Below are 22,174 nucleotides of genomic sequence, written 5' to 3' on the forward strand. Positions count from 1 at the left end.
CGTGCCACTATGCCGGCACGCCCAACCAGAGAGACGCTGATGTCCACGCCTGTATCGACACGCACGCCGCCTTACCGCACCCAGAACTGGACCCTGACCAAGCCGGCGGCGAAAGGCCGCCACGGCATCGTCGTGTCGCAGAACCGCGAGGCGGCCGAGGCCGGCGCCGCAATCCTGGAGGCCGGCGGCAATGCAGCCGATGCGGCGGTCGCGGCCTGCTTCGCGCTGGCGGCGGTGGAACCCTGGAATAGCGGGCTCGGCGGCATCGGCTTCGCGCTGGTGCTGAAGGCCAACGAGACGCGGGCGCAGGTCGTCGATTTCGGCCCCGTCGCACCGCGCCGCGCCGACCCGGCCGACTACCCCCTGACCGGCGAGATGAAGAAGGACCTTTTCACCTGGCCGGAGGTGGTGGGCGATGTGAACATTCACGGCCCGCTCTCCTTCTGCATCCCTTCCTCGGTCGCGGGCTACGCCAAGCTGAAGGAGGCCTTCGGTACCGCGCTGCCAGTCGCGGATCTGCTGGCGCCGGCGATCGCGCTCGCCAAGCGCGGCCTCGCCCAGGACTGGTACACGACGCTCAAGGTCTCATCCTCGGCCTCGGTGCTGCGGCTCTATGAGGAGAGTGCGCGCATCTATCTGCCCGGGGGCCTGCCGCCGGTGCCGCCCTATCAGGGCATGCCGGGCTTCTTCCGACTCGGCAATCTCGCATCGACGCTGGAGCGCCTGGCCGAGGCGGGGCTGGATGATTTCTACCATGGCGAACTGGCAACCCGGCTCGCCGCCGACATCAAGGCGCTGGGCGGCGTGGTCGATGCGGAGGACCTCGCCAACTGCAAGGCGGTCTTGCGTGAGGCCCCGGTGATCGACTGGCGCGGCACACATCTCCTGCACACCGCCGGCGGCCTGACGGCCGCACCGACGCTACAGGCCGTGGTCGAGGGCATGGCGGACAGCGCCCCCTCCTCGGAAGGCCCCGACGCCGCCTGGTTCGCGACGCTGTCGCGGGTGATGCGCCAGGCCTATGCGAGCCGGCTCGAAGGGCTGGGCGCGGCGAAGGCCGCGACCGAACCCGGCGACACCTGCACGACGCATCTCACCGTCGTCGACGGCGAGGGCAATCTCGTTTCGGTGACGACGACGCTGCTCTCCTCGATGGGCAGCCGCGTCGTGCTGCCCGGCACCGGCGTGCTGATGAACAACGGCATGATGTGGTTCGATCCGCGCCCCGGCAGCGCCAATGCGATCGCGCCCGGCGCCAGGCCGCTCTGCAACATGTGCCCGGTCATCGTGACGCCGAAGGATGGCAGCTGGCCGCGCCTGGCTGCAGGCTCCTCGGGCGGCCGGCGGATTCTTGCCAGCGTCTACCAGATGCTGGCCTGGACGCTGGATTGCGGCATGGAGATCACTGAAGCCGCCCATACCCCGCGCATCGACGTATCCGGCCCCGATTCGACCAGCGCCGATTACCGCCTGCCCGACCAGACGCTGGCGGCGCTGGAGGCGGCCGGCCCGCTCTCCGTGGTGGAGCACGGCGTGCTGCCGATCAACTTCGCCTGCCCCAACATCATCCGCGTCGACAAGGACGGCGCGGAAGGCTGCAGCGACGTGATCTCGCCCTGGTCGGCGGCCGTGGCGGCGAAACACTGAGGGCTCGGGAGTTGGGGCCCTGAGAGCCCTCTGTCTGGAAATCTTCTGAGCCCTCATCCTTCGAGACGCCGCTGCGCGGCTCCTCAGGATGAGGGCTGGAGTTTTCCAACGGGCTCCGAGACCTAAAATCTCGATCGTCCCGGACGGCGAGTAACCGCCCGGGACGATATTGGCGCTTCCGCGCCGCTCACACCCGCTTCAGCCCCCAGGGGTAAGGCGCCGAGCCCGGCAGCATGCCGGTCAGGTTCTTGCGATAGGCGGTCTTGATGACGAACTGGCCGAGCGGGATGGTGGCGCATTCCTCCAGCGCCAGCCGGCCGAGCGTGACCGCGACCTGCTTCTGCTTGGCTTCATCAGGCGCGTAGAGCCATTCCTCGGCCAGTTCCTCGGCCCTGGCATTGGTCCACCAGCCGAACCAGCCCTTCTCGCCAGGACCGCGAACGAGATTTGACAGGGCCGGATTCCCCCAGCCGACCGCCGCGCCGGTGGTGTGGAAGATGCTCCAGCCGCCCTTCTCGACCGGCTCGCGGCTATTGCGGCGCTGGATCACCGTGCCCCAGTCGCTCGCCGCGAACTCGACATTCATGCCGAGCTGCTTGAGCAACTCGTAGGTGACGTCGCCAAGCGGGCCGATATCGGGGAAATCGGTCGGGTTGATGATGATGACCTTCTCGCCGTTATAGCCGGACTCCTTCAGCGCCGCCTTGGCCTTGTCGAGGCTCTGCGGCATCAGATCCTCGAGCTCGCCGGTGTAATAGGGCGTGCCGCGCCACCACAGGTTCCGGCAGACCTGCCAGGTGGTGGTGTCATCGCCCTGGCTGGCGCGCATATAATCTTCCTGGTTGACCGCGAGGCGGACGGCGGCGCGCACCTTGGGATTGTTGAAGGGCGGCTGGAGATGGTTCAGCCGCATGATCGAGCCGCGGCCGTTCTTGTCGATGACCTCGCGGGTGATGTCGGGGCTTTTCGCGAGCAGGGGCTGAAGATCGGCGAGCGGGCGCTCCCACCAGTCGATCTCGCCCTTGGTCAGCGCTGAGGCAGCGGTCGCCGGATCGGGCAGGATCGGCCACTCGATCCGCTTGAAATGCGCGATCTTGCCGCCGGCATTGCGACTTGGCGGCTCAGCTCGCGGCTTGTAGGCCTCGTTCTTCTCATAGACGACGCGGCTGCCGGAGACATATTCGCTGGCGACGAACTTGTAGGGGCCCGAGCCGACCATCTCGGTGACCTGCTTGGTCGCGTCGGTCTTGGCCAGGCGTTCGGGCATGATGAAGGGCGGGTTGTCGGCCTTGGCCATGCAATCGAGCATCATCGGGAAGGGCCGGGTCAGCTTGATCTCTAGGGTGCGCTCATCCGGCGCGCCCCAGGCCTCGACCGCCTTGAGCAGCAACTGGCCGTAAGGATCGCGCTGGCCCCAGCGCTTCAGGCTCTCGATGCAGTCGGCGGGCCGGACCGGCTGGCCGTCATGGAAGGCGAGGCCTTCGCGCAGCTTGATCTTCCAGACCTTGCCATCGGCCGAAACCTCATGCCCCTCAGCCATTTGCGGCTGCGGCTTCAGGTCGAGATCGCCGCCATAAAGCGTGTCGTAGACGTAGTAGCCGTGATTGTTGGTGACGGTCGCGGTCGTCCAGATCGGATCGAGCGAGGTGAGGTTCGCCTGCGGCGCCATCTTGAGCACGGTCGGGCTCGACGATTGAGCCAAGGCCTCGCGGGCCAGCGTTGGAGCAAACAGGGCAGCGGCTGCCGTGCCCTGCAGGAACTGACGGCGCTTCATATGGTCTCTCCCCTTTTATGGTCGGCCTTCGATGAAAACACTACGTCATTCCGGGCCTTGCCGCAGGCTTGAGCCCAAAATCCAGAACCTGGAGCGATTTCGAGCGAACCGGTGTCCACTTCGCTCGAAAACACTCCGGTCGAAGCCGAGGACATTCGGGCTGTCCTCGAGCTTCGGCGCCGCCTTCAATCTGGCGATGTCAGGTGTGAGGCGCGCGGCCCATGGATCGCCGGCCAAGAGTGACTCGAGTGCCGCAGCGACAGCAAGCACTTTGGCGTCGCGCGGGCCGACGATCTGCGGGAAAGACAGGCCGTTGCGGTCGCGCCCGACCGGCTGCGACATCGCGGGAATGGTCGACGTTTGAGCAGGATGCGAAAAAGTGGGAACCGGTTTTTCGCATTGATCCTGCTCTCACTCTTTGGATGAGTGACGGCATAGGCCATGGCGAGCCAGTGGACATAAGTCCGGGTCGGCCTGCCGCCGATCAACCTCGCCTGCCCGAACATCATCCGCGTCGACAAGGGCGGCGTGGAAGCCCGCAGCGACATGATCTCGCCCCGGTCTACGGCGGCAACGGCTAAATAGTGAGGGCTCGGGGCTTGGAGCCCCGAGCCCAAAATCTCGACCGTCTCGGACCGCTAGCGACAGCCCGGGATGATGCTAGCGCTTACGCGCCGATCAGACGCGCTTCAGGCCCCAGGGATAAGGTGCCGAGCCCTTGAGCATGCCGGTCAGGTTCTTGCGATAGGCCGTCCGGATCATGAACCTGCCAAGCGGCACCGTCGCGGTCTCCTCGAGCGCGAGGCGGCCGAGCTGGGCGGCGGCCTTCTTCTGCATGGCTTCGTCCGGCGCGTAGAGCCACTCCTCCGCCAGCGCCTCGGCCTTGGCGCTGTCATACCAGCCGAACCAGCCCTTCGCCCCCTGCCCACGTACCAGGAAGGATTGCGCCGGGCTGGCCCAGGCCATGGTCGAGCCCGTGGTGTGGAAGATGCTCCAGCCGCCCTTCTCGACCGGCTCGCGGCTGTTGCGACGCTGGATCACCGTGCCCCAGTCGCTCGCCACGAACTCGACATTCATGCCGAGCTGCTTGAGCAGTTCGGCCGTCACGTCTCCTAGCGGCCCGATATCGGGGAAGTCGGTCGGGTTGATGATGACGACCTTCTCGCCGTTGTAGCCGGACTCCTTCAGCGCCACCTTGGCCTTTTCCAGGCTCTGCGGCATCAGGTCCTCATGCTCGCCGTCGTAATAGGGCGTGCCGCGCCACCAGAGATTGCGCGAGGTCTGCCAGAGCGAGGTGTCGTCGCCCTGGGCGGCGCGCATATAGTCTTCCTGGTTCACCGCCATGCGCACGGCGGCACGCACCTTGGGATTGTTGAAGGGCGGCTGAAGGTGGTTCATGCGCATGATCGCGCCGCGCCCGGCCTCGTCCGTGACCTCGCGGATGACCTCCGGAACCTTCGCCAGCATCGGCTGGAGATCGGAGAGCGGGCGCTCCCACCAGTCGATCTCGCCCTTGATCAATGCGTTCGCCGCCGTCGCCGGATCGGGCAGGATCTGCCATTCGATCCGCTTGAAATTCGCGACCTTGCCGCCAGCGCCACGGCTCGGCGGCTCGCTGCGGGGCTTATAAGCCTCGAACTTCTCGTAGACGACCTTGCTCCCCGAGACGAATTCGCCCGGCACGAAGCGGTAAGGCCCGGAGCCGACCATTTCGGTGACCTGCTTGTTCGCATCGGTCACAGCCAGGCGCTCCGGCATGATGAAGAGGGGCGAATCCGCCTTGGCGAGCAGGTCGAGCATCATCGGGAAAGGCCGCGTCAGCTTGATCTCGAAGCTGCGCTCGTCGAGTGCCGTCATGCTCTCGACCACCTTGGCCAGAAGCTGGCCGTAGGGGTCGCGTTGCACCCAGCGCTTCAGGCTCTGGATGCAGTCGGCCGGTTTCACCGGCGTGCCGTCATGGAAGACGAGGCCTTCGCGCAGCTTGATCCTCCAGACCTTGCCGTCGGCCGAAACCTCATGCGCCTCAGCCATTTGCGGCTGGGGCTTCATGTCGAGGTCGTGGCTGTAGAGCGTGTCGTAAACGTAGTAGCCGTGATTATTGGTCACGGTCGCCGTCGTCCAGATCGGATCCAGCGCCGTCAGATTGGCCTGCGGCGCGAATTTCAGGACCGTCCCCGCCTGCGCGAAGGCGCGCCCTGTCATGGCCGGCCCGGCCAGTGTCAGGGCGGTCGCCCCCTTCAGGAATGTACGACGCTTCATTACGGTACCCCTCATTATGATTTTGTAGCTCTGTGGATTTGCGCCGGCATACGCCGGCTTTGCTTGATCGAAGCCCAATAGCCTCAATCGAAACCCAAATCTTAATCGAACCCCAGGAAGCCTGGGCTGTTGCTCAGCTTCGGCGCGGCCGTCAGTTTGGCGATGTCGGGCACCGGACGCGCCGTCAGCGTATCGCCCGCCAGGGCCGCCTCGAGCGCAGCCGCCACCGCCAGCACCTTGGCGTCGCCGCCGCGGGGGCCGACGATCTGCAGGCCAAAAGGCATGCCGTTGCGGTCGAGCCCGACCGGCAGCGAAATCGCGGGATGTCCGACATTGGTCACGGCATAGGCCATGGCGAGCCAGTGGAAATAGGTCCGGGTCGGCGTGCCGTCGATCTCGGCCGGGTAGAGCTCCGACCAGGGACGCGGGCTCAAGGTGACGGCCGGCGAAAGGATGACGTCGTAATCCTCGAAGAAGCCCTGCCAGTTCTTGTAGAGCACGGTCTGCTGCTTCAGTGCGCGAGTGACGTCGAGCGCGCTGTAGCGCAGCCCCTCCTCGACATTGGCGCGGACATTGGGGCCGACAAGCTCGGGCGTGTCGCGGACGCGCTCATACATGCCGGCGAGGAAGGCAACCGAGCGCAGCACCTCGAAGGTCTCGTCGGCGCCCGTGCAATCGGGCGTCGCCGCCTCGACCTGGGCGAAGAGATGGCTGAAAGCACCGGTCTTCGCCGCGAAGACTTCGCGGATATGGCGCTCGGTCGGTGCGAAACCGAAATCCGGTGTCAGCGCGACCTTGAGCGAGGAAAGATCGATCGTTCCAGGCCTGGCGAAATCCTCAGGGCGGCGCACTGTCCTGCCATGGATCGTCGTGGCCAGCGGATCGGCCGCGTCGTCAGAGACCATGGTCGAGAGCAGCAGGCACAGATCGGGCACGGTGCGCGCCATCGGCCCGAGCACGCTCAACGGATTCCAGCCCAGTGGCCGCTTCTCGCTCGGCACCAGCCCCGGCGAAGGCCTGAAGCCGACGATGCCGTTATAGGCGGCCGGGTTGCGCAGCGAGCCGCCAGTGTCGGAGCCTGTCGCGATCGGCACCATGTTCGTCGCCAGCGCGACGCCCGAGCCGCCCGAGGAGCCGGCGGCACATTTGGAGGGGTCGAAGGGGTTGCCGGTCGCGCCGTAGACGGCGTTGCGGGTGTTGGCGCCAGCGCCCCATTCCGGCGTGTTGGTCTTGCCCAGAACGATCGCGCCGGCCTTGCGGGTGTTGGCGACGATCAACTGGTCTTCGGTCGGCACATGGTTCGCGAAGAGCGGACTGCCATAGGTGGTGCGCAGGCCGGCGACGTTCTCGAGATCCTTCACGCCGAGCGGCAGCCCGTGCAGCGCGCCGAGCCGGTCGCCGCGCATCGTCGCCTCATCGGCGAGCTTCGCCGCCTTGCGCGCCCGCTCATCGTCACGCGCCACCATGGCGTTGACGGCCGGGTCCACTGCATCGATGCGGGCGATACAGCTTTCGAGCAATTCGCTCGCCGACAGCTTCTTGGTTCCGATCAAGGCGCGAGCCTCTACGGCGCTGAGTTCACAGGGTTCAGTCAAGGGAAGGACCTCTCGTCGACGACGGGCCGCGCAGGCAAGAGCCGTGCCTTGGATAGCTATGCCTCGGGGCGGCAACTATGACCTGCGAATCTCCGGCATGTCGCCCCCTGACGTTAGATGCCCCATGCATACCGCGCATGCTCTTGCCCCGGCTTCTTGCCCCCGCTTCTTGCATGGTGCCTCCCGCGGATCAGACGCTGACCCGCGGGCGATCCGACGGAGACAAATCGACATGGCACTGAACCAGCACGTCAGACTCGCGGTCGATATCGGCGGCACCTTCACGGATGTCGTGCTGGAGACCGAGGCCGGGCGGATGACGCGCAAGGTGCTGACGACGCCGTCGCGGCCGGAGGAAGGCGTGCTCGGCGGCATGCGATTGATCCTCTCGGATGCGCGGATGCACATGTCCGACATCGACGTCTTCGTCCATGGCACCACCTTGGCGACCAACGCCATCATCGAGCGCCGCGGCGCGAAAACCGCCCTGATCGCGACCGAGGGGTTTCGCGACATCATCGAGATCGGCACGGAAAGCCGCTACGACCAGTATGATCTCTCGATCGAGAAGCCGCGCCCGCTGGTGCAGCGCGCCCTGCGCTTCACGCTACCCGAGCGCGTCGATGTGCACGGCAAAGTCCGCCTGCCACTGGATGAGGCGGCGGTCGCCGCGCTCGTGCCGAAACTGAAGGCGGCCGGTGTCGAGAGCGTCGCCGTCGCCTTCCTGCATTCCTATGCCAATGCCGAGCATGAGCGCCGCACCGGCGCGCTGCTGAAAGCTGCGATGCCCGAACTCGGCATCACGCTCTCCAGCGAGGTCTGCCCGGAGGTGCGCGAATATGAACGCACCTCGACGGCCATCGCCAATGCCTATGTCCAGCCGCTGATGGCGGGTTATCTCGCCCGCATGGCCGAGGGGCTGGCGCAGGAGCAGTTCCGTGGCGCGATCTATCTCGTGACCTCGGGCGGCGGCCTGACCTCGATCGAGACCGCGCAACGCTTCCCGGTGCGCCTCGTCGAATCCGGGCCCGCGGGCGGGGCGATCTTCGCCGCCTTGACCGCAGCCCAGCTCGGCGAAAGCAAGGTGCTCTCCTTCGACATGGGCGGCACCACGGCAAAGATCTGCCTGATCGAGAAATTCGAACCGCAATCCTCGCGCATCTTCGAGGTCGACCGCGCCGCCCGCTTCCTCAAGGGCTCAGGGCTCCCGGTGCGTATTCCGGTGATCGAGATGGTCGAGATCGGCGCCGGCGGCGGCTCGATCGCGCGGATCGATGCGTTGAAGCGCGTCACGGTCGGCCCCGAAAGCGCCTCCTCCGAGCCCGGCCCCGCCTGCTATGGACGCGGCGGCGTGCATCCCGCCGTCACCGACGCCGATGTCGTGCTCGGCATGATCGATCCAGCCTCCTTCGCCGGCGGCACCATCCCGCTCGATCCGGACTTGTCGCGCAAGGCGCTCCTGGCCGATATCGGCGAGCCGCTCGGGCTCGATGCCGAAACGGCCGCCTATGCCGTGCATGAAATGGTCTGCGAGAACATGGCGAGCGCAGCCCGCGTACATGCGGTCGAGCGCGGCGCGGTCGTCGGCGACCACACGCTGATCGCCTTCGGCGGTGCGGCTCCCCTGCATGCCGCGCGCGTCGCGGAGAAGATCGGCGTCAAGCGCGTCATCGTGCCGCCCAATGCCGGTGTCGGCTCGGCTGTCGGCTTCCTCGCCGCGCCGGTCTCCTATGAACTGGTCCGAAGCCGCCATGTCAGGCTCGATGCCTTCGACGGGGTGCTGGTCTCGGATCTTCTCTCGGAGATGGAACTGGAAGCCCGCGCTTTGGTCGAGCCCGGCGCGCGCGGCGAACCCGTGATCGCGCGGCGAGTCGCCTTCATGCGCTATGTCGGCCAGGGCCATGAGATCACCGTGACGCTGCCCTCCGGCGTGCTGGGCGAGCAGGACATCCCGGCGCTGCGAAGCGCTTTCGAGGCCGATTACGCCGCCCTGTTCGCACGGCCGATTCCCGGAGCCGCGATCGAAATCCTGAGCTGGTCGGTTCTGGTCACGACGCTGCCCCCGAAGCCTGAAGTGGCGCCGCGTGTCGCGAGTTCGGCTGCGCCAGAGCCCTCCGGCAGCCGCGCCTTCCATGACGGCAAGGCGGGCGCCAGCATCATGGTCCCGCTCTATCGGCGCGAGACGATGATACCGGGCGCTTCGATCGCCGGCCCCGCCATCATCGCCGAGGACGAGACCTCGACCTTCGTCTCGATGAGCTTCGACGCGCATATCGACGCCATCGGCTGCATCGTGATGGACCGCAAGGTTCTCGACCGCCAGATTCTGGACCGCGAAGCCGCGTGAGGAGAGATCAAATGAGCCAGACCGACAAGATCAGCCTGATCGATCTCCAGATCATGTGGAACCGCCTGATCGCGGTGGTGGAGGAACAGGGCCAGATCCTGATGCGCACCGCGTTTTCGCCGATCGTGCGCGAATGCGGCGACATCTCCGCCGGCGTCTTCGACCTGCAGGGCCGGATGCTGGCCCAGGGCGTCACCGGCACGCCGGGTCACGTCAACTCCATGGCGGAATCGGTGAAGCACTTCATCCGCCATTTCCCGATCGAGACGATGAAGGAAGGCGACGCCTACATCACCAACGATCCCTGGATGGGCACCGGCCATCTCAACGATTTCGTGGTAACGACGCCCGCCTTCAGGAACGGCAAGCCGGTCGCGCTGTTCTCCTGCACCAGCCATCTGATGGATATCGGCGGCATCGGCTTCGGGCCCGACGCCACCGACGTCTTCATGGAGGGGCTCTATCTGCCGATGCTGAAACTGATCGACGCCGGCAAGGTCGACCAGAACGTCATGGCGATCATCCGCGCCAATACGCGCCAGCCCGTCGATACCGAAGGCGACACCTATTCGCTCGCCGCCTGCAACGACATGGGCGCAAAACGCCTGGTCGAGATGATGGACGAGTTCGGCATCGAGACGCTCGACGAGCTCGCCGACCATATCTGCGAGCGCTCACGCGAAGCCGTGCTTGCCGAGATCGCCAAGCTGCCGAAAGGCAGCTGGCGCAACGAGATGGTGGTCGACGGTTATGACGTGCCGGTCACGCTCGCCGCCGAGCTGACGATCTCGGATGACGGCATCCATGTCGATTTCACCGGCACCTCGCCGCAGGCGCAGCGCGGCATCAACGTGCCGCATTCCTATACCACCGCCTATACGGTCTTCGGGCTGGGCTGCGTCGTCGCCGCCCAAATCCCCAACAACGCCGGCTCATTGGGCCCGCTGACTGTTTCCGCGCCATCAGGCTCGATCCTGAACGCGCCCAAGCCGGCAGCCGTGTCCTCGCGCCATGTCATCGGCCAGATGCTGCCCGACGTCGTCTTCGGCTGCCTGCGCCAGGTCATTCCGGAGCGCGTGCCGGCCGAGGGCACCTCCTGTCTGTGGAATCTGAACGTGCGCGGCCGGACACATGCCGGCGCGCAGGGCAATTACGGTTTCGCCATGGCCGTCACGAGCAATGGTGGCACCGGCGCGCGCTTCGACAAGGACGGGCTCTCCGCCACTGCCTATCCCAGTGGCGTGCGCGGCACACCCGTCGAGAACGCCGAGACGCAGACGCCCCTGATCTTCTGGAAGAAGGAGTTGCGCCCCGACAGCGGCGGCAATGGCCGCACGCGCGGCGGCCACGGCCAGATCATCGAGATCGAGAGCGGGGTCGACGCCTCCTTCGAGATCCTGGCCGCCTTCGACCGTATCGACCATCCGCCGCGCGGACGCGATGGCGGCGGCAACGGCGCGGCCGGCTATGTCGGGCTCAAATCCGGCAGGAAGCTCAAGGGCAAGGGCTTTCAGGAGATTCCGGCGGGAGACCGGCTGGTCGTCCTGACCCCGGGCGGCGCCGGCATCGGCAACCCCGCTGAGCGCGACCCGGCCTTGCTCCGCCGCGACATCGAGGAAGAGCTGGTCAGCGCCAGCTAGAGCATCGGCTTCTTCCGAGAACCGGATTCCACCTTTCGGGCCGATGCTCTAGCCCGCCACCTCGGCCCCTGGTTGGCCGGGGATTTGCTTTCTCCCCCACCGACACACGACTTCACCGGAAGGGCTTACGGATCATGGCGGACCATCGCATCGCGCGGCGCGCGTTTCTGCTGGGAATGGGGTTGCTCGGCATGCTGGCCCAGCCTGCTGCCGCACAAACCCAGCTCGACCTCTCGACCGTCTGGCCCGAAAGCAATTTCCACACGCAAAACGCCATGCGCTACGCCGAAGAGGTCAAGAAGGCGACGAATGGCGGCGTCGACATCCTGGTCAAGGCCGGCGGCCAGCTCGGCTTCAAGGGACCCGAGCATCTGCGCGCCGTGCGCGACGGCATCGTGCCGATGGCCGATATCCTCAACATCCAGCAGGTCGGCGACGAGCCCTTCATGGGCGTGGAAAGCGTGCCCTTCCTCGTCGGCACGCCCGAGGAACTCAAGGTCCTGCACAAATATGTGCGGCCCGAATACGACAAGATCGCCGAGCGCAACAACCAGAAGATCCTCTTCATCGTGCCCTGGCCGACGCAATATCTGCAGCTCAAGGCCAAGGCGACCACGGTCGAGATGCTGAAGAACATCAAGATCCGCGTGCCCGACAAGAACGCCGTCGACATGCTCAACGCGGTCGGCATGTCGCCGGTCCTGATCCCCTGGGGCGAGACCGTGCCGGCGCTGGCCTCGGGCGTGGTCTCGGGCGTCTCGACCTCGGCGGTGTCAGGCGTCGACGGCAAGTTCTGGGAGTTCCTGAAATATGTGCTGCCGACCAACCATGTCTGGTCGTCCGAGATGGTCACCATCAATCTCGACAGCTGGAAGAAGCTGAAGCCCGAGGAGCGCAAGGCGATGGAGGAGATCGCCATCAAGCTCGAGCCCGATTTCTGGGCGGCCTCGGTCAAGGCCGATACCGACAGCCTGAAGCGCCTGACCGAGGGCGGCATGGAGATCGTCCCGGTGCCGGCGCCGATGATGGCCGATCTGCGCGCCAAGACCGCGCCGCTGCTCGACGCCTTCCTCAAGCGCGTTCCCGCCGCCGACAAGCCGGTGAAGGCCTATCTCACCGAGATGAAGCGCGGCTCGTGACCAACGCCTCTCCCTCCGAACCACCAAGGTTTGCCGAACCGCCAAGGTTTGCCGAACCGCAAGCGGTCGCCGTTCCGGCGGCCCTGCGCGCCGTGCTCGACGGGATCGACCGTCTCAGCCGCCTTGACGGCTGGATCGGCGGCGGCTGCCTGCTGGCGCTGACATTGCTCATGCTGTGCGAGATCGGCACCCGCTTCCTGTCGAACTTCCTGCCCTTCTTCCCAGCCTCCATCCCGGTGGCGTGGGAGTATTCCTCCTATCTGATGGCGGCCTCCTTCACATTTGGGGCCGCCATGACGCTGCGCGCGGGAGGCCATGTCCGCGTCACCCTGCTGATCGGCAAGGCCCCGCCGGCCTTGCGGCGGCCGCTGGAGGTCCTGGCGGCGCTGCTCGGCTTCGCCTTCATGAGCTTCCTGACCTACGCGATGGTGCGCTTCGCCTGGGGCTCGTTCAGCCGGGGCCAGACCTCGGTCTCGAGCGACACGCCGGTCTGGTTTCCCCAGGCCGTGGTGACCTTCGGCATGCTGCTTTTGACGCTGCAGTACCTTGCGCGCGTCATCCAGGCAGCTCTTGGCCTGCCGCTGGAAGATCATTCGATGAAGGCCGCGTCCCCCGCGGACTGAGCAGCGCCTCACCACAGCGCCCTTCCCCTACTCAAGGACCGGTGCTCCGGTCGGGATCACACCCATGTCCATCGAAGTCATCGTCATGTTCGCGATCCTGTTCGGCCTCCTGGCCTGCGGGTTGTGGATCGGTCTGACGCTCGCGCTGACCGGCACGGTGCTGCTCTTCCTGTTCCGTTCGATGCCGCTCGACCGGCTCTTGCCGCAATATGCCTGGAACATCCTGACGACGCAGGAACTGCTGGCGCTGCCGCTCTTCATCCTGATGGGCGAGTTGCTGTTCCGCACCCATCTGTCGCGCTCCTTGTTCAAGGGGCTCGCGCCCTGGGCCGGCCTGCTGCCCGGGCGCTTGCTGCATGTGAACATCTTCGGCTGCACGATCTTCGCGGCGATCTCCGGCTCCTCGGCTGCGACCACCCAGGTTGTCGGGCGCATCGCGCTCACCGAACTGCTCAAGCGCGGCTACTCCAAGGACATCGCCATCGGCTCGCTGGCGGGCGCCGGCACGCTCGGCTTCCTGATCCCGCCCTCCAACATCATGATCATCTATGGCGTGCTCGGTGACGTCTCGATCCTGAAGCTGTTCACCGCCGGCTTCATCCCGGGCTTCCTGCTCGCCGGCACCTTCATGGCCTGGGTGATGATCCACACCACGCTGCGCGGCGACCTCGTGCCGCAAGCCGAAAACGATCTGCGCAATCTGAGCTGGCGCGAGCGCTTTTCCGCTCTGCGCGATCTGGCCCCTGCGCTGTTCCTGATCCTGTGCGTGCTCGGCTCGATGTATGGCGGCATCGCGACGCCGTCCGAAGCGGCGGCTGTCGGCGTGCTCGGCGCGGCGCTCGTCACCGCCTTCCAGGGCTCACTGAATTTCGAGGCGATCAAGGGCATCCTGATCGGCTCGGTGATCACCTGCTCGATGATCGCGCTGATCGTGCTGGGCGCCTCGATCCTGGGCAATGCCGCTGCCTTCCTTGGCATTCCCCAGGCGGTCGCCGCCTTCGTCAAGGGGCTGAATCTCACGCCCTTCATGCTGATCGTCGTGCTGATCGCCTTCTATATCGTGCTCGGCTGCTTCCTCGACGGCTTCTCGATGATCGTGATGACGCTGCCGATCGTGCTGCCGATCGTGAAGCAGGCCGGGTTCGACCCGATCTGGTTCGGCGTCTTCATGGTGCTGGTGGTGGAGATGGCGCAGATCACGCCGCCGGTCGGGTTCAACCTGTTCGTGATCCAGGGCCTGACCGGGGACGGCCTCGGCTACATCGCCAAGGTGACCTTCCCCTATCTGGTCATCCTGGTCCTGTTCACCCTGCTTTTGACGGTCTATCCCGAGATCGTGCTGTGGCTGCCGAAAGTGCTGGCGGGGTAGGTTCCTCCCCGCCGGGCGGCCTTTCGCTTCAATCGATCGCGATCATCACGTCGGACGCCTTGACCACGGCATAGGCCTGCTGCCCGACAGCGAGCTTGAGCTGCTCCACCGCCGCATTGGTGATCGCCGAGGTCACGATGGTGCCACCGACGTCGAGGCGGACATGAGCGGTCGTCGCGCCCTTGGTGATTTCGATGATCGTGCCTTTGAGCTGGTTGCGGGCGCTGATCTTCACGGGTTTTCTCCTGAAACGATGGGCCGCTCGACCCTGGAATAGGGTGGCAGACCGAGCCCAGCGCAATTGTTGGGCTCGACCTGTTGCGGCAGCCGTTATATTCAACCAAACAGAACGAAGGCAAATGCGACAAGGGTGAACGCAGATGACGACGAACCGCCGATTTGTGATGGGTTTCACGGCCGCGCTGCTGCTCGGCTTCGGCTCCAGCCTCGCCACCGCGCAGGCCCAGACCAAGGAACTCGTCATCTTCGCGGCCGCGAGCCTGAAGAACGCGCTCGACGAGGCGACAGCAGCCTGGGTGAAGGAAACCGGTAAGCCGGCTCCAAAAATTTCCTATGCGGCCAGCAATGCGCTCGCCAAGCAGCTCGAACAGGGCGCCCCGGCCGATCTCTTCCTCTCGGCCGATCTCGATTGGATGGACTATGCGGCGAGCAAGAACCTGATCAAGCCGGAGACGCGGATCAGCCTGCTGGCCAACCGGATCGTGCTGGTCGCCCCCTCGGATTCGACGGCACAGGTCGCCCTGACAGCCGGTGTCGATCTGAGCGCCGCACTCGGCTCGGGGCGCCTCGCCATGGGCAATGTCGATTCCGTGCCAGCCGGCAAATACGGCAAGGCGGCGCTGGAGAAGCTCGGCGGTTGGGACAAGGTCAAGGACAAGATCGCGCAGGCGGACAATGTCCGCGCTGCCCTGCTCCTGGTGTCGCGGGGCGAGGCGCCGCTCGGCATCGTCTACGCCACCGATGCCGCCGCCGACCCCAAGGTCAAGGTCGCGGCGGTCTTCCCGGAGGATTCGCACCCGCCGATCATCTATCCCGTCGCGGTGACGAAGGATGCGACCAATCCTGACGCGCAAGGCTTCCTGACCTATCTGCGCGGCGCCGGGCCGAAGGCCGCCTTCGAACGCCAAGGCTTCACCGTGCTGAACAGGCCCGCCAACGCCTCGTGAGCGACTGGTTGTCTCCCGAGGAATGGACGGCGGTCCGCCTGAGCCTGGTCGTCGCGACGACCGCCATGCTCGCAAGCCTGCCGCTCGGGCTTTGCGTCGCCTTCCTGCTCGCGCGCGGTCGCTTCTGGGGCAAATCGCTGCTCGATGCCGCCGTCCACCTGCCGTTGATCATGCCGCCCGTCGTGACCGGCTACCTCCTGCTGATCGGCTTTGGCCGGCGCGGGCCGATCGGGCAGTTCCTCTATGATTATTTCGGCATCGTGCTCTCCTTCCGCTGGACGGGCGCGGTGCTGGCCGCCGCGGTCATGGGCTTTCCCCTGATGGTACGCGCCATCCGCCTCTCGATCGAGGCGGTCGACCGCAAGCTGGAGGACGCAGCCGGCACGCTCGGCGCCAGCCCCGCCTGGGTCTTTCTCGTCGTCACGCTGCCGCTTTGCCTACCCGGCATCGTCGTCGGCATGATCTTGTGCTTCGCCAAGGCGATGGGCGAATTCGGCGCGACCATCACCTTCGTCTCCAACATCCCCGGGGAGACGCAGACCTTGCCCTCGGCGATCTACACCTTCACCCAGGTGCCCGGCGGCGAGGCCGGCGCGACGCGCCTCACGCTGATCTCGATCGGGATCTCGGTCACGGCATTGTTCGTCTCGGAATGGATGGCGCGCTTCGTCGGACGCAGGATCGCGGTCGAATGAGCCCGCTCCTCGAGATCGCGATCGAACACCATCTGGGCCAGTTCAAGCTCGACGCCGACTTCACCTCCAATGGGCGCCTGACGGCGCTGTTCGGACGGTCGGGCTCCGGCAAGACCTCGCTCGTCAACGTCATCGGCGGCCTCATCCGCCCGGCGCGCGGGCGCGTCCTCGTCGATGGTGAGGTGCTGGTCGATACCAAGCACGGCGTGTTCGTGCCCAAGCACCGAAGGCGGATCGGTTATGTCTTCCAGGAGGCGCGGCTCTTCCCCCATCTGACGGTGCGCCAGAACCTGCTGTTCGGGCGCTGGTTCGCGCCGCGCGAAGGGCGCGACAGCATCGCCTTTGAGACCGTGCTGGACCTGCTCGGGATCGGCCACCTGCTCGAACGCAGGCCGGCCGGCCTGTCGGGCGGCGAGAAGCAGCGCATCGCGATCGGCCGCGCCTTGCTGGCCAACCCCCGTCTCCTCTTGATGGACGAGCCGCTGGCCTCGCTCGACGAGGCCCGCAAGGCGGAAGTCCTGCCCTATATCGAGCGGCTGCGCGACGAGATCGGTATCCCCATCGTCTATGTCTCGCATTCTGTCGCGGAAGTGGCGCGGCTGGCGACGACGCTGGTCGTGGTCGATCAGGGCGCCGTCAAGGCCTGCGGCCCGACGGCGGAGGTGATGTCGCGATTGGACGTCGCCGGCTTGTCGGGTGCGGCCGAGGCCGGCTCCATCCTGGAAGCGGAGATCGTCGGTCACGATACCGAGTACCATCTGACCAGCCTGAGAACTCGGGCCGGCCTGTTGCAGGTTTCGCGCAGCGCCTTGCCGATCGGCGGGCATGTCCGGGTTCGCATTCTCGCCAGCGACGTCCTGATCAGCCTGACGCTGCCGACCGGCGTGAGCGCGCTCAACATCCTGCCGGGCACGATCGCCGAAATCGGTGGCAGGCGCGGAGGCGCTGCAATCGAGCTGGTCATCGACTGCAATGGCGAGAGCCTGCTGGCGCGCCTGACTGCGAAATCCGTGGCGGCCCTGGCGCTGAGGCAAGGCAGTCAGGTCTATGCGGTGATCAAGAGCGTTTCTGTCGAGACGAGTTGAGGCTCTGCCCCGCCGCGAAGCATCTGGCGCAGCCCGGGCTATGTTCACGGCGATATAGGGCTAGCCTCCTTCCTGAATGACGGAGTCGGCGCGGTTCGATCGGAAGCTGTCGGTGCGGTCCGGCAAAAACCTGTTTAGAACGGGTGGAAGCAACAGGACGCCAACATGCCCGAAACCGCCCGGCAAAAACCCTCCGCCCTGATCAGTATCAGGATCGACCTCGTGCCGATCGGCCGGCTCGGGCCGGGCAAGGTCGAGCTCTTGGAGGCGATCGAGGCATCGGGTTCGATCTCGGGCGCCGGACGCGCCATGGCGATGTCCTATCGCCGGGCCTGGCTGCTGGTGGACAATCTCAACCGGATGTTTCGCCAGCCGCTCGTCGAGGCCGCGCCCGGCGGCGCCAAGGGCGGCGGTGCGCATCTGACGCCGATGGGCCGCGAGATCGTGGCGCATTACCGGGCCATCGAAAGCAAGGCCATGAAGGCGGCCGCCCTGCATATCGACGCCCTTCGGGATGCGGCAGCCGAGCCGACCTCCTGATGTCCGCATTGGCTGTAGAGCCGGTCCCTCGGCTGGCCGGGTGGCAAAGCCGTTGCATCCAGCCCCACAGGGGCCGTGACATGGCCACGCATGACGTAGAGGCGAGAACGTACCGATATGAATGACGGCCTGATCGCCTCGGACACCATGCGCATGGTTCCCGCGCCCGATGACCCGCGCTCGTTGCGGCGGCGCGAGGATCAGCGCTTTCTCACCGGCACGGGCCGTTATCTCGACGATCATCCCGTTCCGGGCGAACTCTTCGCCGCCATGGTGCGCTCGCCCCATGCCCATGCCCGCATCCTCTCGATCGATAGCGCGGCAGCCGCCGAGATGCCCGGCGTGCGGGGCATCTACACCGCCGGTGATCTCGATGGGCTTCACCCCCTGCCCTGCTACATCGTGGTCAAGACCGTCGATCCGTTGATCGTGCCACCGCGTTTTCCATTGGCGCGCGAGCGGGTGCGCCATGTCGGCGACCTCGTCGCCTTCGTCGTCGCCGAGAGCCGCGAGGCAGCGCGCGACGCCTGCGAGCAGGTCGTCGTCGATTACGACATCCTGCCCTCGGTGACGGAACTGCGCAGCGCGCTGGACCCGCAGGCCGCGCAGATCTGGCCGGAAGCGCCGGGCAACCTGGCCTTCCGCTTCGAGCGCGGCGACAGGGAGGCGGTCGCGAAAGCCTTTGCGAGCGCCGCCCATGTTGCCTCCTGCGACCTCGTCAACAACCGCATCGTGGCGGCCGCCATGGAGCCGCGCATCGCACTCGGCCGCTTCGATCCGGCGAGCGGGGTCTACAGCCTGGCGATCAGCGGCGCCTCGGTGCACGCCATCCGCCGCGAGCTGGCCGAGGGCGTCTTCGGCCTGCCGCTCGACAGGATCGAGGTCTCCTGCCCCGATGTCGGCGGTGGCTTCGGCATGAAGAACGTCACCTATCCCGAATATGCCCTGGTGCTGTGGGCGGCGCGCAAGCTCGCGCGGCCGGTGCACTGGACCGCCGACCGCCTCGACGAATTCACCAGCGGCGTGCATGGCCGCGACAACCTCACCAAGGCGCGGCTGGCGCTCGACGCCAAGGGCCATTTCCTGGCGCTGGCGGTCGAGACGCTCGGCAATCTCGGCGCCTATGTCTCCTCGCTCGGCCCGGGAAGCTCGACCAACGCGCCCTCGACCGCGATGGGCGGGCTCTATGACATCCCCGCCATGACGATGGATGTGCGCGGCGTCTTCACCAACACAGTGCCGATCGACGCCTACCGCGGCGCCGGCAAGCCGGAGGCCAACTACCTGCTGGAGCGCCTGATCGATACAGCCGCGCACCAGCTCGCGATCGATCCGGCGGAACTGCGCCGGCGCAATTTCATCCGGCGCTTTCCCCATCGCAGCGCCTTCGGCAGCGTGATCGACTGCGGCACGTTCACCGAGAATCTCGACCGGGTTCTGGCCGCGGCCGACCGCGCCGGCTTCGCCAAGCGCAAGCGCGAGGCGAAGAAGCGCGGCAAGCTGCGCGGCTTCGGCATCGGCTGCTTTCTGGAGACGTCGCGCGGCCAGCCCAATGAAGAGGCCTGGCTGAGCGTGCGGCGCGACGGGGCGATCGACATGGCGGTCGGCACGCAATCCAACGGCCAGGGCCATGAGACCAGCTTCGCGCAGGTCGCAGCGCAGCGGCTGGGATTGCCCGTCGAAACCTTCCGGCTGGTGCAGGGCGACACGGCCCTGGTGCCGCGCGGCGGCGGCCATGGCGGGGCGCGCTCCCTGCATCTGGGCGGGACGGCGCTGCTGATGGCTGCCGACGATCTGGTCGCCAGGGCGCTCCCCGTCGCGGCGCAATTGCTGCAGGTCGGGGCGGGCGAACTGGCCTTCGGCGATGGTCGCTTTCGCACCGTTGCAGGGGCCGACGGCCTGGCGAAGGAGATCGATCTCTTCACCGTTGCCCGGCATGTCGCGGAGAGCACCGGCGCGGCCTTGAGCAGCCATGGCGACAATATCTGCGACGTCATCACCTTTCCCAACGGCGCGCAGGTCGCCGAGGTCGAGATCGATCCGCAAACGGGAGCCGTGTCGCTGGAGCGCTATGTCGCCGTCGACGACTACGGCCGGCTGGTCAATCCGCTGCTGACGGAAGCCCAAGTCCATGGCGGGCTCGCGCAAGGCATCGGGCAGGCCTTGCTCGAAGAGGCGCTCTACGATCCCGATTCAGGCCAGCTGCTCAGCGCGACCTTCATGGATTACGCCATGCCGCGCGCCGACGACATTCCGTTCTTCGATCTGGAGATGGTCGAGGTGCCGACGAAAGCCAATCCGCTGGGTGCGAAAGGCTCGGGCCAGGCCGGCTGCATCGGCGCGCCCCAGACGGTGATGAACGCTGTCCTCGACGCGTTGCGCCCGCTCGGCGTGACGCATCTCGACATGCCGGCGACCCCTGCCCGCGTCTGGCGGGCGATCAGGGATGCGCAGGCGGCGGCCGGAAAGTCTTAGAAACGGCCCCCTGCGACAGAACCGAGACGATATACGCTAAGCCATCACCAGCCCGCCATCGACATGGAGCGTCTGCCCGGTGACGAAGCCGCTCCAGTCCGAGGCGAGGAAGAGGACGGGGCCGGTGATGTCCTCGGGCGTCGCGATCCGGCGCAGGGGCGTCTGGGCGATAAGGGCCTCCCGCACCTCCTCCTTGGTCGCGCGGCTGGCATCGGTCGGATAGACCAGTCCGGGCGCGACGCAATTGACCCGGATTCCCAAGGGGCCGAGCTCGGCGGCAAGGGTGCGGCTGAAGCCGATCAGAGCCGATTTCGCCGTGGTGTAGTCGTGATAGGGAATGCTCGGGCGCGCAACGAGGTCGCTCGTCATGTTGACGATGCTGCCTTTCAGTCGCTGCTTCATCAAGGGCAGCACGGCCTGGCAGATGTTGTAGGTCGCCTTCAGCGCGCCATCGAATTGCGTCTGATAGGCCGACCAGGGCGTATCCCAGAAGCGCGCCCGGTCGTCGGGATCGAAGATATAGGGCGCGAAAGCGTTGTTGACGACGGCGTCGATCTTGCCGACCTCGTCAGCGATGCGCGCCATCATCGCCTCGACCTGCGCTTGCGAAGTCACATCGGCTGCGATCGCCAGGGCCTGCCCGCCCAATGCCCGGCAGGCTTCGACGACCTGCAGCGCCGCTGCCTCATTGCTGAGATAGTTGACGACGACGAGCCCCCCTCGGCGGCGAAGGCTTTTGCCAGCGCAGCCCCGATGCCCCGGCTCGCGCCCGTGACGATGATGCTCCTGTCGCGGAAATTCATGATGCGCGCCCTATGGGATCAGGTCGGATTTGACGACCTGCCCGATATCGATCGGCCTGGCGATCAGGCCGAGCTGCCTGAAGGTATCGGCCCCCTTCTGCATCGGCTCGGGGTCGAAATGGCCCAGCCCCTTGCCGTCGGTGGTCGGCGAGACGGTGGAGAGGTTGCGCAGCTTGATGATCTCCAGGTTGAGCGCCTCGTCGCGGCCGTTGATGGCGCGGGTGACGGCGATCTTGGCAGCCTCCTCGGGCTTGGCGATCATCCAGGCGGCGCTGTCGCGATAGGCGGCGAGGAAGCGCTTCAGCAGCGGCTTCTTCGCCTCATACGTCGCCTGCGTCACCACGAAGATGTCGCTGGGCAGGTTGAGATGGTCCTTGACCTCGATGACGTCGACCTCGGGCAGGCCCTTCATCCGGCCGACCAGCAGGCCGGTATCGGTCGCGGCGGTGGCGTCGACCTGCCCCTGGATCAGCGGCGCGAAGTTCAAAAGGCCCGTGACTTCGATGGTGACGTCGCTCTCGGTCAGGCCGACCTGCTGCAGCAGCACTTGCAGGTTCTGGCGCGTGCCGCTCGACAGGCTGTAGACGCCGATGTGCTTGCCCTTCAGATCCGCAGGCCCCTTGATGCCGGCGCTCTTGGGCGCGACCACGTTGAAGACGTTCTGCGGATAGATGTTGTAGATCGCCACCAGCTTCTCGCCCTTGTCGAGGGCGAGATAGAGCGATGCCGGATCGGTGAAGGCGATGTCGGCCTTGCCGGTCAGCATGGTCTGGATGGCGGAGCCACCGCCCGTGCCCGGGACATAGTCCAGTGCGATCCCTTTCGCCTTGAAGAAACCCTTGTCGGGTTCGGCAAGCAGGTTGGTGATCTCGCTGATCGGCTGGCTCCAGCCGGCGACGGTGACCGTGTCCAGGGTTTGCGCCCGGCTGGCACAGCCCAGCAAGGCTGTGAAAGCCAACGCCAGGGCGATGCTGCGGCGAGATGGGCTGAACATGG

General features: G+C 66.3%; 17 protein-coding genes and 1 pseudogene. 11 read left to right on the forward strand and 7 right to left on the reverse strand.

Annotation, left to right across the window (positions count from 1 at the left end):
- Positions 1-39 precede the first annotated feature (39 nt).
- Complete coding sequence (locus RMR04_RS16220) at positions 40-1,647, forward strand: gamma-glutamyltransferase (RefSeq protein WP_311915638.1); 1,608 nt, start codon at positions 40-42, stop codon at positions 1,645-1,647.
- 187 nt (positions 1,648-1,834) lie between these two features.
- Here RMR04_RS16220 and RMR04_RS16225 read toward each other — a convergent pair whose 3' ends face one another.
- The 4 genes from RMR04_RS16225 to RMR04_RS16240 form a co-directional block, all read right to left on the reverse strand.
- The gene (locus tag RMR04_RS16225) at positions 1,835-3,421 is read right to left on the reverse strand and encodes an ABC transporter substrate-binding protein (RefSeq protein WP_311915639.1); all 1,587 of its coding nucleotides are present in this window, start codon (positions 3,419-3,421) and stop codon (positions 1,835-1,837) included.
- A 45-nt stretch (positions 3,422-3,466) separates the two neighbouring features.
- The gene (locus tag RMR04_RS16230; protein WP_311915640.1) at positions 3,467-3,763 is read right to left on the reverse strand and encodes a hypothetical protein; all 297 of its coding nucleotides are present in this window, start codon (positions 3,761-3,763) and stop codon (positions 3,467-3,469) included.
- A gap of 336 nt (positions 3,764-4,099) precedes the next feature.
- A complete protein-coding gene (locus tag RMR04_RS16235) occupies positions 4,100-5,680 on the reverse strand; it encodes an ABC transporter substrate-binding protein (protein ID WP_311915641.1) in 1,581 nt (526 codons plus the stop codon).
- Between the two features lie 101 nt (positions 5,681-5,781).
- Complete coding sequence (locus tag RMR04_RS16240; protein WP_311915642.1) at positions 5,782-7,275, reverse strand: amidase; 1,494 nt, start codon at positions 7,273-7,275, stop codon at positions 5,782-5,784.
- A 232-nt stretch (positions 7,276-7,507) separates the two neighbouring features.
- Here RMR04_RS16240 and RMR04_RS16245 point away from each other — a divergent pair, with 232 nt between their 5' ends.
- The 5 genes from RMR04_RS16245 (at position 7,508) to RMR04_RS16265 (ending at position 14,393) form a co-directional block, all read left to right on the forward strand.
- A complete protein-coding gene (locus RMR04_RS16245; protein ID WP_311915643.1) occupies positions 7,508-9,622 on the forward strand; it encodes a hydantoinase/oxoprolinase family protein in 2,115 nt (704 codons plus the stop codon).
- Between the two features lie 11 nt (positions 9,623-9,633).
- On the forward strand, positions 9,634-11,262 hold the full coding sequence (locus RMR04_RS16250) for a hydantoinase B/oxoprolinase family protein (protein ID WP_311915644.1): 1,629 nt from the start codon (positions 9,634-9,636) through the stop codon (positions 11,260-11,262).
- Between the two features lie 134 nt (positions 11,263-11,396).
- A complete protein-coding gene (locus tag RMR04_RS16255) occupies positions 11,397-12,401 on the forward strand; it encodes a TRAP transporter substrate-binding protein (RefSeq protein WP_410492252.1) in 1,005 nt (334 codons plus the stop codon).
- Positions 12,402-12,484: 83 nt separating this feature from the next.
- Positions 12,485-13,024, forward strand: a complete 540-nt coding sequence (locus RMR04_RS16260; RefSeq protein WP_311915861.1) for a TRAP transporter small permease subunit — start codon at positions 12,485-12,487, stop codon at positions 13,022-13,024.
- Between the two features lie 64 nt (positions 13,025-13,088).
- Complete coding sequence (locus RMR04_RS16265) at positions 13,089-14,393, forward strand: TRAP transporter large permease (RefSeq protein ID WP_311915645.1); 1,305 nt, start codon at positions 13,089-13,091, stop codon at positions 14,391-14,393.
- 28 nt (positions 14,394-14,421) lie between these two features.
- Here RMR04_RS16265 and RMR04_RS16270 read toward each other — a convergent pair whose 3' ends face one another.
- Entirely contained in the window at positions 14,422-14,628 is a 207-nt protein-coding gene (locus tag RMR04_RS16270; protein WP_311915646.1) for a TOBE domain-containing protein, read from the reverse strand.
- A gap of 145 nt (positions 14,629-14,773) precedes the next feature.
- Here RMR04_RS16270 and modA point away from each other — a divergent pair, with 145 nt between their 5' ends.
- The 5 genes from modA to RMR04_RS16295 all read left to right on the forward strand — a co-directional run bounded on the left by modA (position 14,774) and on the right by RMR04_RS16295 (position 20,375).
- Positions 14,774-15,580 carry a molybdate ABC transporter substrate-binding protein gene (modA, locus tag RMR04_RS16275; RefSeq protein ID WP_311915647.1) on the forward strand — a complete coding sequence of 269 codons (807 nt, stop codon included), beginning with the start codon at positions 14,774-14,776 and terminating at the stop codon, positions 15,578-15,580.
- Positions 15,577-16,275 carry a molybdate ABC transporter permease subunit gene (gene modB, locus RMR04_RS16280; RefSeq protein WP_311915648.1) on the forward strand — a complete coding sequence of 233 codons (699 nt, stop codon included), beginning with the start codon at positions 15,577-15,579 and terminating at the stop codon, positions 16,273-16,275. Before modA ends, modB begins: the two co-directional genes overlap by 4 nt.
- Positions 16,272-17,360: a molybdenum ABC transporter ATP-binding protein gene (gene modC / locus RMR04_RS16285; RefSeq protein WP_311915650.1), complete on the forward strand. Its 1,089-nt coding sequence runs from the start codon at positions 16,272-16,274 to the stop codon at positions 17,358-17,360. Before modB ends, modC begins: the two co-directional genes overlap by 4 nt.
- Positions 17,361-17,525: 165 nt before the next feature.
- Entirely contained in the window at positions 17,526-17,900 is a 375-nt protein-coding gene (locus tag RMR04_RS16290; protein WP_092164910.1) for a winged helix-turn-helix domain-containing protein, read from the forward strand.
- 117 nt (positions 17,901-18,017) lie between these two features.
- Positions 18,018-20,375, forward strand: coding sequence for a xanthine dehydrogenase family protein molybdopterin-binding subunit (locus RMR04_RS16295; RefSeq protein WP_311915652.1), 2,358 nt, complete (start codon positions 18,018-18,020; stop codon positions 20,373-20,375).
- Between the two features lie 36 nt (positions 20,376-20,411).
- Here the strand turns inward: RMR04_RS16295 and RMR04_RS16300 are convergent.
- Both RMR04_RS16300 and RMR04_RS16305 read right to left on the reverse strand, forming a co-directional pair.
- Positions 20,412-21,053 (reverse strand): annotated as a pseudogene (locus RMR04_RS16300) (SDR family oxidoreductase); the annotation flags it as partial.
- Positions 21,054-21,188: 135 nt separating this feature from the next.
- Positions 21,189-22,172 (reverse strand): ABC transporter substrate-binding protein, encoded by a 984-nt coding sequence (locus tag RMR04_RS16305; RefSeq protein WP_311915653.1) that lies wholly within the window; start codon positions 22,170-22,172, stop codon positions 21,189-21,191.
- Positions 22,173-22,174: the final 2 nt, after the last annotated feature.

Source organism: Bosea sp. 685 (assembly GCF_031884435.1).
Taxonomy (GTDB): Bacteria; Pseudomonadota; Alphaproteobacteria; order Rhizobiales; family Beijerinckiaceae; genus Allobosea.

What these genes read in the sequence shown, in the direction of transcription:
- RMR04_RS16250 (WP_311915644.1), top strand. Translation starts at nt 9,634, where the DNA reads ATGAGCCAGACCGACAAGATCAGCCTGATCGATCTCCAGATCATGTGG.
- RMR04_RS16245 (WP_311915643.1), top strand. Translation starts at nt 7,508, where the DNA reads ATGGCACTGAACCAGCACGTCAGACTCGCGGTCGATATCGGCGGCACC.
- RMR04_RS16290 (WP_092164910.1), top strand. Translation starts at nt 17,526, where the DNA reads ATGCCCGAAACCGCCCGGCAAAAACCCTCCGCCCTGATCAGTATCAGG.
- RMR04_RS16225 (WP_311915639.1), bottom strand. Translation starts at nt 3,421, where the DNA reads ATGAAGCGCCGTCAGTTCCTGCAGGGCACGGCAGCCGCTGCCCTGTTT.
- RMR04_RS16295 (WP_311915652.1), top strand. Translation starts at nt 18,018, where the DNA reads ATGAATGACGGCCTGATCGCCTCGGACACCATGCGCATGGTTCCCGCG.
- modA (WP_311915647.1), top strand. Translation starts at nt 14,774, where the DNA reads ATGACGACGAACCGCCGATTTGTGATGGGTTTCACGGCCGCGCTGCTG.
- RMR04_RS16230 (WP_311915640.1), bottom strand. Translation starts at nt 3,763, where the DNA reads ATGTCGCAGCCGGTCGGGCGCGACCGCAACGGCCTGTCTTTCCCGCAG.
- RMR04_RS16305 (WP_311915653.1), bottom strand. Translation starts at nt 22,172, where the DNA reads ATGTTCAGCCCATCTCGCCGCAGCATCGCCCTGGCGTTGGCTTTCACA.
- RMR04_RS16220 (WP_311915638.1), top strand. Translation starts at nt 40, where the DNA reads ATGTCCACGCCTGTATCGACACGCACGCCGCCTTACCGCACCCAGAAC.
- RMR04_RS16265 (WP_311915645.1), top strand. Translation starts at nt 13,089, where the DNA reads ATGTCCATCGAAGTCATCGTCATGTTCGCGATCCTGTTCGGCCTCCTG.
- RMR04_RS16255 (WP_410492252.1), top strand. Translation starts at nt 11,397, where the DNA reads ATGGCGGACCATCGCATCGCGCGGCGCGCGTTTCTGCTGGGAATGGGG.
- modC (WP_311915650.1), top strand. Translation starts at nt 16,272, where the DNA reads ATGAGCCCGCTCCTCGAGATCGCGATCGAACACCATCTGGGCCAGTTC.
- RMR04_RS16235 (WP_311915641.1), bottom strand. Translation starts at nt 5,680, where the DNA reads ATGAAGCGTCGTACATTCCTGAAGGGGGCGACCGCCCTGACACTGGCC.